Annotated in this window: 11 protein-coding genes; 3 read left to right on the plus strand and 8 right to left on the minus strand. The window is 61.1% G+C overall.

The genetic code is table 11. The annotated features are described in order from the left end of the window. Positions 1–330 precede the first annotated feature (330 nt). The 3 genes from DW024_RS01835 to DW024_RS01845 form a co-directional block, all read right to left on the minus strand. Positions 331–1,371 carry a Gfo/Idh/MocA family protein gene (locus DW024_RS01835; RefSeq protein ID WP_117655361.1) on the minus strand — a complete coding sequence of 347 codons (1,041 nt, stop codon included), beginning with the start codon at positions 1,369–1,371 and terminating at the stop codon, positions 331–333. Between the two features lie 68 nt (positions 1,372–1,439). Then, a complete protein-coding gene (locus DW024_RS01840) occupies positions 1,440–2,696 on the minus strand; it encodes an MFS transporter (protein WP_117564355.1) in 1,257 nt (418 codons plus the stop codon). Between the two features lie 84 nt (positions 2,697–2,780). After that, on the minus strand, positions 2,781–3,662 hold the full coding sequence (locus DW024_RS01845; RefSeq protein WP_117564356.1) for an SDR family NAD(P)-dependent oxidoreductase: 882 nt from the start codon (positions 3,660–3,662) through the stop codon (positions 2,781–2,783). A gap of 233 nt (positions 3,663–3,895) precedes the next feature. On the opposite strand from DW024_RS01845, the gene DW024_RS01850 reads away from it, so the two are divergent. Next, a complete protein-coding gene (locus DW024_RS01850; protein WP_233541305.1) occupies positions 3,896–4,774 on the plus strand; it encodes a LysR family transcriptional regulator in 879 nt (292 codons plus the stop codon). A 129-nt stretch (positions 4,775–4,903) separates the two neighbouring features. On the opposite strand, the gene DW024_RS01855 is transcribed toward DW024_RS01850, so the two are convergent. Genes DW024_RS01855 through DW024_RS01865 form a run of 3 tightly spaced genes read right to left on the minus strand, consistent with a single transcriptional unit; the run spans position 4,904 to position 9,126 of the window. After that, positions 4,904–6,823 (minus strand): ABC transporter ATP-binding protein, encoded by a 1,920-nt coding sequence (locus DW024_RS01855; protein WP_117716362.1) that lies wholly within the window; start codon positions 6,821–6,823, stop codon positions 4,904–4,906. After that, a complete protein-coding gene (locus DW024_RS01860; RefSeq protein WP_118376852.1) occupies positions 6,816–8,630 on the minus strand; it encodes an ABC transporter ATP-binding protein in 1,815 nt (604 codons plus the stop codon). The genes DW024_RS01855 and DW024_RS01860 overlap by 8 nt, the downstream gene beginning before the upstream one ends. Then, positions 8,623–9,126 carry a MarR family winged helix-turn-helix transcriptional regulator gene (locus DW024_RS01865; RefSeq protein ID WP_117800283.1) on the minus strand — a complete coding sequence of 168 codons (504 nt, stop codon included), beginning with the start codon at positions 9,124–9,126 and terminating at the stop codon, positions 8,623–8,625. The genes DW024_RS01860 and DW024_RS01865 overlap by 8 nt, the downstream gene beginning before the upstream one ends. Positions 9,127–9,832: 706 nt before the next feature. On the opposite strand from DW024_RS01865, the gene DW024_RS01870 reads away from it, so the two are divergent. Continuing rightward, the gene (locus tag DW024_RS01870) at positions 9,833–10,657 is read left to right on the plus strand and encodes a PfkB family carbohydrate kinase (RefSeq protein ID WP_118376853.1); all 825 of its coding nucleotides are present in this window, start codon (positions 9,833–9,835) and stop codon (positions 10,655–10,657) included. Then, entirely contained in the window at positions 10,650–10,979 is a 330-nt protein-coding gene (locus DW024_RS01875; protein WP_199576906.1) for a TIGR04076 family protein, read from the plus strand. Before DW024_RS01870 ends, DW024_RS01875 begins: the two co-directional genes overlap by 8 nt. A 227-nt stretch (positions 10,980–11,206) precedes the next feature. Here DW024_RS01875 and DW024_RS01880 read toward each other — a convergent pair whose 3' ends face one another. Both DW024_RS01880 and DW024_RS01885 read right to left on the minus strand, forming a co-directional pair. Next, positions 11,207–11,653 (minus strand): low molecular weight protein-tyrosine-phosphatase, encoded by a 447-nt coding sequence (locus tag DW024_RS01880; protein ID WP_195404543.1) that lies wholly within the window; start codon positions 11,651–11,653, stop codon positions 11,207–11,209. Positions 11,654–11,704: 51 nt separating this feature from the next. Next, entirely contained in the window at positions 11,705–12,949 is a 1,245-nt protein-coding gene (locus tag DW024_RS01885; protein WP_369834732.1) for an MFS transporter, read from the minus strand. Between the last annotated feature and the right edge of the window lie 77 nt (positions 12,950–13,026).

Raw genomic sequence — 13,026 nt, forward strand, 5'->3', positions numbered from 1 at the left:
ACCACGAAAGCGGCCTATCTACTACGTTTGAACCGTGTGGGTCGACCATCCCCCGGTTTTCCGAAAATGCGCAACTCGTCTACCTGCGGTTTTTATTCCGCGAAATTTGGCATGGTTGAGGGCGATCGGTTAAACGTAGTAGATAGGCACATTTCGTGGCGAACGAACCAAGCTGAGGCGCAAAAAGGCCCCCCGCCTCAGAAAAATCGTCAGCGAAGTAGCAAAATGCCCCGCGGGCAGGAAGCTGCTCGCGGGGCAAAGAAGAGGGGCTTATTTGTGGCGGACCGAGGGGCCCGGCATGGGGTTTCTGCCGCGGCCTGTCCTAAGGTGCTACAGCTCGACGAGCTGGCCGGTCTCGGCGGCCTCCTTGATGGCGTTGAGAAGCGTGAGCGTCTTGACGTTGTCGGCGGGGGTTACGACGGGCTCGACCTCGCGGCGGACGACCTTCACAAAGTGCTTGAGCTGCATCTTGTGCGGCAGCGCCGGGTCCACGGCCGGAATCTCCATCTGCAGCGGCTTGTGCCAGTTGGAGGCGCCGTCGTAGGAGAACTGGTGCAGGCGGGGCAGCGAAAGGGCGCCCAAGGTTCCGCCGATAAAGTAGGCGTCGGCGTCGAAGGGACGGTACTGCGGGTCCTCGCGAGCGGTGGCCTCCCAGTTCCAGGGGCTGGCGGTGGCATCGGAGATGGTCATGCTTGCGAGCGCGCCATCGGCAAAACGGACGTTGACCACGGCGGAGTCCTCAGTCTCAAAACCGCGGGCGGCGCTGGACTGCATACCCTGGACGGCAACGGGCTCGCCCAGCAGATAGCGGAGCAGGTCGACGTCGTGAACCAGGTTAACCAGGATCGGGCCGGCACCCTTCTTGCGGCGCCACTCGACATCGAAGTACTCGTCATTCTTATAGATCATGTAGTGGAAGCTCGACACGGTGAGCTTGCCCAGCTCGCCGGACTCGATGATCTCCTTGGCCTTGTTGACGAAGGGGTTGTGGCGACGGTGCTGGCCCACGAGCACGGGCACGCCGGCGGTCTCGGCCTCGGCGGCGAAGGCCTGGGCATCCTCGAGGTCATTGGAGATCGGCTTTTCGACCAGCGGCACGATGTTGCGCTTCACGGCCTCGCGGGCAACGCCCAGATGCAGGTCGTTGGGGGTGGCGATGATGACGGCCTCGGGCTTGACCTCGTCCATCATCTGGGCGGGATCGGTGTAAAACGGCACGCCGGCGGCCTCGGCCGTGGCGCGGGCGCCCTCAAAGGCGTCGGCGATGGCGACGAGCTCGGCTTCGGGCTCCTCGGTGACAAAGCGGATGTGGTTGCGGCCCATGGCACCGGCGCCGATAACGGCAATGCGGACGGGGTTGAGCTCAGACATTTCGACTCCTTAATACTGGTGACCGGTGGAATGCGGCAAGAGAACGGCCCTTGCCGCGTCAAGCAAAACTAAGCGGACTTCTTCTTGCTGTCGGAGACCATCATGTAGACGGTGAGCACGACGGCGATGGCGGCAATCACAATGGCGCCATAGAAGGACTGCTGGTAGGCGGCGCTGCCGGCTTCGGCGTGATACAGCACGGCGGTGATGGGCTGGCTGATCCAGGTAGAGGCGGCGTAGCCCAAGAACATGATGCCGTAGTTGACACCGATGTTGCTGGTGCCAAAGGCGCCACCGGTGAGCGGCGGGTAGATGACGAGCAGAGCGCCAAAGCTAAAGCCGAGCAGGGCGAGCGCCACAAAGAACATGCTCTGCGTAAAGCTCATCGACATGATGACGAGCGCGACGATGGTGACGACAAGGCTGATGAGCAGCGACTTGTAGGCGCCGAGCTTGTCGATGATCTGGCCAAAAGACAGACGGCCGACCAGGTTGGCGCAGGTGTTGACGGAGACGACCACGCCGCCGAGGGCGACGGCCGCGGCGCTCGTGGGGTCGGCGAAGAGCTGGACAGCGGCGATGGAGGCAACCTTGCCCACGAGCAGGGTGCCCGCGGTGGCGGCGAAGGCGAAGGTGGCGATGAGGACCCAGAAGCGCGGGGTTTTGACCATCTCGCCCGGGGTGAGGTCGCCGAAGGTGCCGGCGTGCGCGCCGCCCTTGGGGGCCTCGAAGCCCTCGGGCAGCCAACCGGCCTCGGGGGCCTTCAGGAACAGGGCGGAGGCGGCGATCGTCACAAAGAAGATGACGCCGAGTGCCTTAAGGGCGCCAAAGATGCCAAGGCTCGGGATGAGCAGCGAGGCGAGCACCGGGGACAGCACGGCGGGGCCGGCGGTCGAAGCGGCCAGGGTGATGCCGGAGGCGAGGCCCTTCTTGTCGATGAACCATTTTTGGCCCGTGGTGAGCGCGGGGTTGTAGCCCAGGCCGTTGCCGATAGCGGCGACGAGCGAGAACCACAGGTAGAACTGCCACGGCTCAGTGACGGTGCCGGACATGAACCAGCCCACGCCGTAGCACACGGCGGCGGCAATCACGACGTTGCGGGGGCCGATCTTATCGGAGATGCGGCCGGCGAAGATGCCCGTCACGGCCATGATGGTCTGAAAGACCGGGAAAGCCCAGGTAAGGGCGCTGGACCACTCGGGGTAGACGGCGAGCAGGTTCTTGCTCACGACGGAATACAGCGCGATGGAGCTGATGAAGAACATGGTGACGCACGCGGCGGAAAGCACGACGGCGCGACCCTTGTTGGAGTTGGTGGAAGCCATTGGACTCTTTCTAATCGATACGGGGGAGGGGAGGGGCAAACGCCGCTGAGGTGCTTGCCCCGCGCCCCTTTCTACCGGGCTGGTTTACTGGTCAGTCGGCTTTGCGACGCCGGACTCATCGGACCAGAGCTCGACGCCCTTGTTCTTGAGGTAGTTGTCGGCAAAGGCGCGGCGGCCGCCGGGCTTGGCGGTGAGGTCGCCCATCATGTTGGAGAAGCCGCCGTCGACCTTGATGGCGTCGCCGGTGGTAAAGTCTGAGCGCGTGGACGCCAGGAACATGACGGCGTTGGCGATATCGCTGACCTCGCCGATGCGACGCGTGGCGATGAGGCGGCTGCGGCTCTTCTCGACCTCGGGATCGGCGTAAAAGCTTGCCGACATGGGGGTCTTGACGAAGCAGGGCTCGACGCAGTTGGAGCGCACGCCGTAGGGACCCCACTCGGCAGCCAGCATCTTGGACATCATGTTGACGCCCGCCTTGGTGGAGCTGTACACGCCCGAGAACGTTTCGGGGGAGTGACTGGCGACGGTGGAGATGTGAACCAGGCGGCCCTGGCCGGCCTTGATCATCTCGCGACCAAAGCGCTGCGAGGTGATGAAGTAGCCGGTGAGGTTGACGTTGATGACCTCGTTCCAGTCGGAGAGCGGCAGGTCCTCCATGGCTGCGAAGCGCAGGATGCCGGCGGTGTTGACGAGAACGTCGACGCGGCCGAAGTTGGCGATGGTGGCGTCGACGGCGGCCTGAACCTCGGCCTCGTCGGTGGCGTTCATCTTGTAGCCCTCGGCGTGGATGCCAAACTCGGCAGCGAGGTCGGCGGCAGCGGCCTTGACCTTCTCCTCGTCCAGGTCGAGCAGGACGACGTTAGCGCCATTGCGGGCGAACTCGCGGCAAATCTCGACGCCCATGCCGCCGAGCGCTCCAGTCACAGCGCAGACATCGCCCTCGAGCTTAAGCCAATTGCTCATAGGAACTTCCCTTCTTATGCCTCCCGGTGGGTCGCTCCCATTAACCGACCCACGTGGTTTTCGCTGGTTATCGTATGCTTTGCATTTGCGCAGGTGAATTGCATATTTGTTAGAATGGCGTTAACCATAGGTATACACTGTGCGATGCAGTTTATTCTCAATTGAGCGCATGACCTGCGAAAACAACCTCCTGTGGCACCATGTGGCCACGGGCGCGAAAACGGGAGATTGACGTGTACGATCGACGACTTGAGGCCATATCGGCCGCTGCGGAGCTGGGAAGCTTCTCGCGTGCGGCGGCACAATTGCGCGTGTCGACTCCGGCGCTCGTCAAGCAGGTGTCGGGCTTCGAGGCCGAGTTCGGCATCACGCTGTTCGAACGCTCGCACTCGGGCGTCAAAGTGACGCCGGCCGGCGCACTACTGGTGGACGACGCGCGCTCGATCATGCGGCAGTCCGAGGACGCGCTGCGCCGTGCCCGACGCGCGGCGGGCGATGGCGGTGCCGTGCGCCTGGGCGTATCGATGATGTGCCCGGGGCGCCACACGCTCGCGCTGTGGCCGCAGGTGCACGACATGGAGCCGCGCTTGCGTTTTGAGATTGTGCCGGTGGGGGACCTTTACGATGAGCGCGAGACCGTCATGCGCAGTCTGGGGCGCGAGGTGGATGTGGTGCAGTCGAGTTTTTCGACCCCGCGCTGGGGCGACGCCTGCCAAAAGCTCCGCATCGTTACCGTGCCGTTTTATATCGACGTGCCGCGCACGAGCCCGCTTGCGCGCAAGACGCGCATCACAGTTGCCGACCTGGAGGGCATGCGCCTGCGCGTGCTCCGTCACGGCAACGACGCCATGGACAGCCTGCGCATCGACCTTTTGGCCGACGGCGGCGTGGACGTGATCGACGTGGATAGCTTTGACTTTGCGCTTTTTAACGAGGCGGAGGAAAAGGGCGACGCGGTGCTCACCTGCGGAGCTTGGTCAGGCGTACACCCGGCCTTTGTAGGCGTGCCGTTCCTGTGCGGCCGCGAGGTGCCAGTCTATTTGCACTACCCGCTCGAGCCTACCCTCCAAGTCCAAAAATTCGTCAACGCCATGGCCCAACTCCTCAAGTAGCTTACACAAAACGAGGCCCTGGCCAAACGGCCAGGGCCTCACTAACCTTTATTCCGTTTTAAACAACGGGCTGATTGCGCGCAGGAGGGTGCCCCGGAGCGGCGGGGGACCCTCCGTCAGTAATCGGTCCTACTCCAGCTCAAACGCTCCGGTGTAGAGCTGGTAGTAATACCCGCGCTTGGCGATCAGTTCGTCGTGGTTGCCGCGCTCGATGATACGGCCGTGGTCCAGACAGATGATCGCGTCGGAGTTACGCACGGTGGACAGGCGGTGTGCGATGACAAACGTCGTGCGGCCCTCCATGAGCTTATCCATGCCCGCCTGCACGATGGCCTCGGTGCGGGTGTCGATGGAGCTCGTGGCCTCGTCTAGAATCATCGCCGGCGGATCGGCGACGGCGGCGCGGGCGATCGAAATTAGCTGACGCTGGCCCTGCGACAGCTGTGCGCCGTTGCCGGTGAGCATGGTGTCGTAGCCGTCGGGCAGGCGGGTGATAAAGTCGTCTGCGCCCGCGAGCTTGGCCGCTGCGATGCACTCCTCGTCGGTGGCGTCCAGGTTGCCGTAGCGGATGTTGTCCATCACGGTGCCGGTGAACAGGTTCACGTCCTGCAGCACGACGCCCAGCGAGCGGCGCAGATCGGCCTTGCGGATCTTATTGACGTTGATGCCGTCGTAGCGAATCTTGCCGTCGGCGATGTCATAGAAGCGGTTGATGAGGTTGGTGATGGTCGTCTTACCGGCACCGGTGGCGCCGACAAACGCGACCTTCTGACCCGGCTTGGCAAACACGGACACGCCGTGCAGGACCTCGTGGTCGGGGGTGTAGCCAAAGTCGACGTTGTCCATGACCAGGTCGCCGCGCAGCGGGACGTACTCGATCTCGCCGGTTGCGCGGTGCGGATGTTTCCACGCCCACATGCCGGTGTGGTGGTCAGCCTCCTCGAACTCCCAAGTCTCGGGGTTCACCTGCGCGTTGACGAGCGTCACGTAGCCTTCGTCGGCCTCGGGCTTCTCGTCGATGAGCTCAAAGATGCGGTCGGCGCCGGCGAGGCCCATGACCACGGCGTTGATCTGCTGCGAGATCTGGCCGATCTGTCCGCAGAACTGCTTGGTCATGTTGAGGAACGGCACCACGACGGCGATGGACAGCGCCATGCCCGAGATGCTCAGGTTGGGCACGCCCAGCGCCAGGAAAATGCCGCCCGCCAGTGCGACCAGCACGTAGAGCAGGTTGCCCAGGTTCATAAGGATGGGCATGAGGATGTTGGCGTACATGTTGGCCTTCTGGGAGACCTCGAAGAGCTTTTCGTTGCGCTCGTCAAAATCGGCCTCGGCGGCAGACTCGTGGCAGAACGCCTTGACGACCTTCTGGCCGTTCATGACCTCCTCGATATGGCCCTCGACCACGCCGAGCTCGGTCTGCTGCGCAATGAAGAAGCGCGCGGAGTTGGAGCCGAGCAGCTTGGTCATAAAGGTCATAAAGGCGACGCCGGCGATGATGACCAGGCACATCCACACGCTGTAGTACAGCATGATAAAGAACACCGTGACGATGATGATGATCGTCATGAGCAGGTTGGGCAGCGACTGGCTGATCATCTGACGCAGCGTGTCGATGTCGTTGGTGTAGTGGCTCATGATATCGCCGCGCTGGTGCGTGTCGAAGTAGCGGATCGGCAGGTCCTGCATGCGGTTGAACATCATCTCGCGCAGCTTCTCGAGCGAGCCCTGCGTGACGATAGCCATGGCGCGGTTCCAGAAGAGCGAGGACAGGACGCCGACGCCGTAGATGCAGGCGAGGGTGGTCACGAGCTGCAGAATCTTGGGCTGTGCGGCTTCCCAATCGCCCGACTGCCACGATTCGCTAATAATCTGCAGGGCGCTCTGCAGGAAGGTCGCGCCGATGGAGTTGATGATGGCGCAGAGCACCACGCCGGCGACGACAAGGGGCAAAAGCACGGGATAGAAGCCAAAGAGCGTCTTGATGAGGCGCGACATGGTGCCGCCCTTACGGTTGAGCGCGCGCTCGGCGGTCGTTGCCTTACTCATGTGCCTCGCCTCCTTCCTGGGTCTGAGCTTGCGTTGCGGATGCCTCGGTGTCGGCCTCGACGGCCCCTTCGCCCTCGGCAGACATCTTGTTTTGCGAGGTAAAGGTCTCGCGGTAGATCTCGCTCGTCTTGAGCAGCTCTTCGTGGTTGCCGATCTGTGCGATGCGGCCACCCTCCATGACAATGATGCGGTCTGCGTCCTGCACGGAGCTGATGCGCTGGGCGATGATGAGCTTGGTCGTGTTGGGCAGATAGCTTGCCAGCCCCGCGCGGATCTTGGCGTCGGTCTTGGTGTCGACGGCGCTGGTGGAGTCGTCCAGGATCAAGATCTTGGGGCGACGCAACAGGGCGCGTGCAATGCACAGGCGCTGCTTCTGACCGCCCGAAACATTAGAGCCGCCCTGTTCGATCCAGGTGTCGTAGCCCTTGGGGAAACCGTCGACAAACTCGTCGGCGCAGGCCAGATGCGCTGCCTCGCGGACTTCCTCGTCGGTGGCGTTCGGGTCGCCCCAACGCAGGTTCTCGGCGATGGTGCCGCTAAACAGCACGTTTTTCTGCAGCACCATGGCGACCTGGTGACGCAGCGCGTCCAGGTCGTAGTCGCGCACGTCCACGCCGCCCACGCGCACAGCGCCTTCGGTGGTGTCGTACAGGCGGGCGATGAGGTTAACGAGCGTGGACTTGGCCGAGCCGGTGCCGCCGATGATGCCGATGGTCTCGCCGCTCGTAATGTGCAGGTCGATATCGTCGAGCGCCTGGCGCTTCGCATGCTTGGAATACTTAAAGCTCACGTGGTCAAAGTCGATGGAACCGTCGGCAACCTCGAGCACGGGCTCGGCGGGATCGGCGATCGTGGGCTCGGCGGCCAGCACCTCGGCAATGCGGTGTGCCGATTCGTCGGCCATGGTCACCATGACAAAGATCATCGACAGCTGCATCAGGCTCATGAGAATCTGGAAACCATAGGTAAAGGTCGAGGAGAGCTGGCCCACGTCGAACAGCGTGCCCTGGCTCGTGATGATGAGCTTGGAGCCCAGGTAGATGATGACGACAAACGCGCAGTTGACGCAGATGTTCATCATGGGGTTGTTAAAGGCGAGCAGCTTCTCGGCGCGGGTGAAGTCCATCTGGACGTCGCGTGCGGCGGTCGCGAACTTCTCCTTCTCAAAGTCTTCGCGCACATAGCTCTTGACCACGCGCATGCCGGTGACGTTTTCCTCGACGGACTCGTTAAGGGCGTCGTACTTGTGGAACACGCGCGAGAAGATGGGACGCACCTTAAAGATGATAAAGAACAGTCCAAAGCCCAGCAGCGGAATGATGACCAGGTAGACCATGGCGACGCTGCCGCCCATGATAAATGCCATGGTAAAGGCGAAGATCAAGACCAGCGGCGCGCGCACGGCGATACGGATGATCATCATAAAGGCCTGCTGAACGTTGTTGATGTCGGTGGTCAGACGCGTGACGAGTGAGGAACTCGAGAACTCATCGATGTTGGCAAAGCTGAACGTCTGGATCTTGTAGAACAGGTCGTGACGCAGGTTCTTGGCGAAGCCGCAGCTCGCATGACTGCAGGTGACGCCGGCCGCAGCGCCAAAAGCAAGCGACGTCAGCGCGATGAGCACCAAAAGGCCCGCGGTGGGAAGCATCTCGGCTACGGTGGCGCCGTCTTTGATAGCGTCGATCAGGTTGGCGGTGATAAATGGAATCAGCATCTCGCAGAGCACCTCGCCAAGCACGAGCAACGGCGTGGCAACGGTGACTTTCATATAGTCGCGGATGCTGCCCATGAGGGTTTTAATCATCCAGTTCCTCCCAGGTTACACGGATTTTTTCGAGCATTTCGGCGAGCTGCTCGCGCTCGTCGTGGGTGAGGGCACTAAAGGCTTGCTCTCTAAAGCGAATGCGGGCCGCCTGGTCGATGCGGGCGTTTTCCCGGCCGGTTTCGGTCAGGCGAATGGTGAGCTGCCGTCGATCCTTGGGGTTACGGCTGCGCTCGATGAGGCCGTTGAGCTCGAGCTTGGACAGGATCTCGGAAAGCGATCCCGGCTTGAGGTCAAAGTGCATGCCGAGCTCCTGCTGCGACATCTCGCCGCCGGGTTGCTTGGCCAGCAGGCAGATGATGGGCGCCTTGCCGGACACGCCTCCGCCATGAAAATGCATGTAATGGCCGCAAAAGCCCAGGCCGCTCAGGATGCGCTTGGCGAGTTTGTCTTCGGCGCTGACCGCTTCGGGTATGTCTACCGGTTGCGACGGGTCACCGCCGGGCTCATGCGGAAGGACGAGTGGTTCAACACACATATCTAAGCTTCGCTCCTTTCTTTAGTTAGGTAGTTGAATTGTTTTGTGCCTAACCAATTTAGGAGCACGGTAAATAAATGTCAAGGTACCAAACTTTATAGTTACGGCGTTTTGCCAAACGCCGTAACCGCTCGACGCTGCAAGCGTTCCTAAGCGGCAATCTGACGTTCAATCGTCGGGCATGGCCACAAGGCCTATGCCCTCCTCTTTCACGTCACCTTGCTCGCTTAGGAACGCTTTCGCTGTCCGTCCTCAACCTGTGATTCCGCCACGGTCTGCTTCGGTGCATGTGATCCCTTGGGGATGGAGGAAAAAGGATCACTTTAAAAGGGATCACTTTGGGCTGCGATGATGCCTTTCGAAGCGGCCTTGCCAAAAACTATGCCTAATTACTACGATGAATCCAGCATCCCTGACCACAAAGCTGTTTCTGAAAAAACGCAAGCTATCTACCTGCGGTTTTGTTGGAGAGAAATTCGTTGTGGTTGGAGGCGGGCGGTTGAACGTAGTAAATAGGCATAGTTTTGAAATGGCGCTATACGAGTAGCATCAACTAGGCCGCTATGGAGCAAACAGCCCCCATTTCCGAAACCTTTCCGCAACAATTTGCCCTTCGTACCGCTCGCCTCCGCTCACAACGTCCCCTGCGCTACACTTAGTCGCACTGTGGTGCTGCCGCGCCGCACCCGAAACAAGGGAGACCCTCATGAAGAACACTCAGCTGCTGCTGATCAACGATATGTGCGGTTACGGCAAAGTCGCGCTTTCCGCCATGCTGCCGGTGCTGTCGCACATGGGTTACCGTATCCACAATCTGCCGACGGCACTTGTGTCCGATACGCTCAACTATCCCAAGTTCTACATCCACGACACCACCGAGTATGTGCGCCAAAGCCTCGCTATCTGGGAGGAGCTCGGCTTTGAGTTCGACGCCATCTCGACCGGCTTTATCGTGACCGAGGAAGAGACGCGCATCATCTCGGACTTTTGCCACCGCCGTGCGCAAAAGGGCACCAAGGTGTTCGTCGATCCCATCATGGGTGACAACGGCAAGCTCTATGCCGGCGTGCCCGAGTCCACGATTGGCCTCATGCGGCACCTGCTGGAGTGCGCAGACTACGCGGTGCCCAACTACACCGAGGCCTGTCTGCTCGCCGATACGCCTATTGCAGAGCAGATCACGCCCGATGAGGCCCGCGCCCTTGTGGACGCCGTGCGCGAGTTGGGTGCCAAGTCGGTGGTCATTACGAGCGCCGTGGTCAATGGCACGAACGCGGTTATCGGTTACGACCATGTAGCGGGGGAGTACTTCACGATTCCCTTTGAGCTCATTCCGGTCTATTTCCCGGGCACGGGCGACACGTTCTCGGCGGTGCTCGTCGGCCGCGTTATGGCAGGTTGGAGTCTGCAGCGCGCGACGTCCGATGCCATGCGTGTGGTGGCTGAGCTTATCGAGCGCAATGCCGACCAAGAGGACAAGCCGGCCGGCCTGCCCATCGAGGCCTGCCTGGATGTGATTGACCATGAGTAATGCTGGCGAGGGCGGCATCAAGCCTGCGGGCGAGAACAAGCCGCTCGGCGCTCCGCGTGGCAAGCGGCCGCGTATCCGCGTGAGCTGCGTGGGCCAGTTGGGTGCGTGCCGCTGCCACCATGGTCACAAGCCGGGCGACGTTTTTGACTTCGACCGAGACCGCGGCAAGATGTGCGCCATGGCCTGCCATGTGGGCTTTCCCTATATCGATATCCTGCGCTATGGCGGAACCGTGCCTGGCAACGAGCCTGGTACGGCAAAGTTCTGCTGCCCCGAGGTCGATACCCTCAACGTCTGGCTTGCCGAGATCGTCGACGAGTAGTTGAGCGTGGATTATCTCCCGCCGAGAAAATGAGCGTGGATTTTCTCCCGTTTAGAGCGCACTTGAACGCTCAAAGTGGGAGAAAAACCACGCTCGATTTGTATATGGGAATTCCGACTTCGCTTATGCCTATGCTTAGGCGTTGTCGTCGTTGTGCTGTGCGCGAGTAAGGTCAAATTTCTACATTTCATCCGATTTATGGCTCTAAAAACTCTGCATTTCATCGATTACAGCTGCTCGAGCATAGCAGTGCAACCGTCGAGTACGCCGCGGTAGGTGGCATCGAAGTTGCCGGTGTACCAGGGATCGGCCACGTCGCCGGGGCGCTCGGTCCAATCGAGCAAGCGCGTAATCTTGCCGTAGGGGTCGTCGCCAAAGATGCGACGCAGGCCGCGCGCGTTCTCAGCATCCATATAGACAATGTGATCCCAGTCGCCATACTCTGCTCGACGCACCTGGCGGGCACGGTGCGCAACGACGGGAATCCCGACTTCGCGCAGCTTGGCGACCGTGCCATGATGCGGCGGGTTGCCGATCTCCTCAGTTGAGGTCGCTGCGGAATCGATGACAAACTCCGCCTCGCGCCCAGCGCGGCGCACGAGCTCGGTAAACACCGACTCAGCCATCGTCGAGCGGCAGATGTTCCCATGGCAGATAAACAGTACACGTTGCATATGCGGTTTCCTTTCGATCGCCATCATCGAGCTCGAGTATCGCATCTGCGCTTACGCCCTCGCTCGCTTGCGCTCCCAGCGAGCCAGCTTAATCGTCACCAGCGTAAGCGCCCAGGCCACAAGCGAGAACGCGGCACCAACCGCGCCAACGTAGGCAATGCCAACGCTGCTCACCACGGCGCCGCCTACTGCGGTGCCAAACGAAATGCCGACGTTAAACGCCATGGGTTCTACCGAGCTCGCGAGTACCATCGATTTGGGATGGCGGCTGCGTGCCACGTCCATAAAGTGCGTGATGCATGAGACCGAGAACAGGTACATGAGCATCGCCAGGCTAAAGACAAAGACCAGCGCGAGCGGCATGGTGCCGCCCACGGCAAACAGCCCGAGTAACGCCGCGGCCTGCAGCACAAACGTCACAAGCAGTGCCTTCATGCCAAAACGCGCGTCGATCCATCCGCCCAGGATGTTCGAGATCAGGCAGAACACGCCGTAGGCCATAAGCGTGGTGCTCGCCTGAACGGTTCCCATACCCAGCACCTGCTCAAGATAAGGCGTCACGTAGCCGTAGAATACGTAGACCGAGCCCACGCCAAACAAGAAGATGAGCATGCCGGTGATGATGCTCGGTTCGCGTAGAAGCCCCGCCTGCTCGCGAAAGGTAGCGGGCTCATCGGTCTGTCCGGCGCGCGGCATAAACACCACGAGCGCGGCGCAGATCAGAACGGCAAAGGCCAGCGTGCCGTACATGGCAACGTGCCAGTCGAGCGTGTCGGCCACAAACTTGCCGATCGAAGTGACAAAGACCATTGCCACGGAAAACGCACCATATACCACCGAGATGGCAAGCGAAGTTTGCTGCGGGGACAGCAGCTCGGGGATGTACGTCACGCCCACGGCGAGCAGTGCGCCCGAGACGGATCCCAGGACAATGCGCGAGATAAACAGTACCTGGAAGTTGGGCGCCAACGCCATGACCAGATTGCCGAGCACAAAGATAATGCTGTAGCACACGAGCAGCTGGTAACGACGGAAGCGCCCCGTGCTGAGCGCAAGCACCGGCGTCGCGATGGCGTAGACCAGTGCAAAAACGCTGATGAGCTGGCCCGCAGTGGCAAGCGATATGCCGAGTTCCGTCGCCAAGTCACTTTCGATGCCGATGACCACGAACTCGGAGCAGCCGAGCGAGAATCCCAGCAGCACGAGCAGCGCCAGGCAGAGCCTGGTGCGCGCGGGGGAGAGCGCGGCGGCGGTTGACTTCCTTTTAGGCGTGGTTGCGGCGGTCAAGGTTGTCACTCCAATGTCGCATGAATAAGCGGGATTCAATCCCTGCAACTCTAACAGAATGTGTCAGGTGCCTGCCTCCTTTGTCG

The sequence above is a fragment of the Collinsella sp. AF37-9 genome (genome assembly GCF_003475115.1).
Classification (GTDB): Bacteria; Actinomycetota; Coriobacteriia; order Coriobacteriales; family Coriobacteriaceae; genus Collinsella.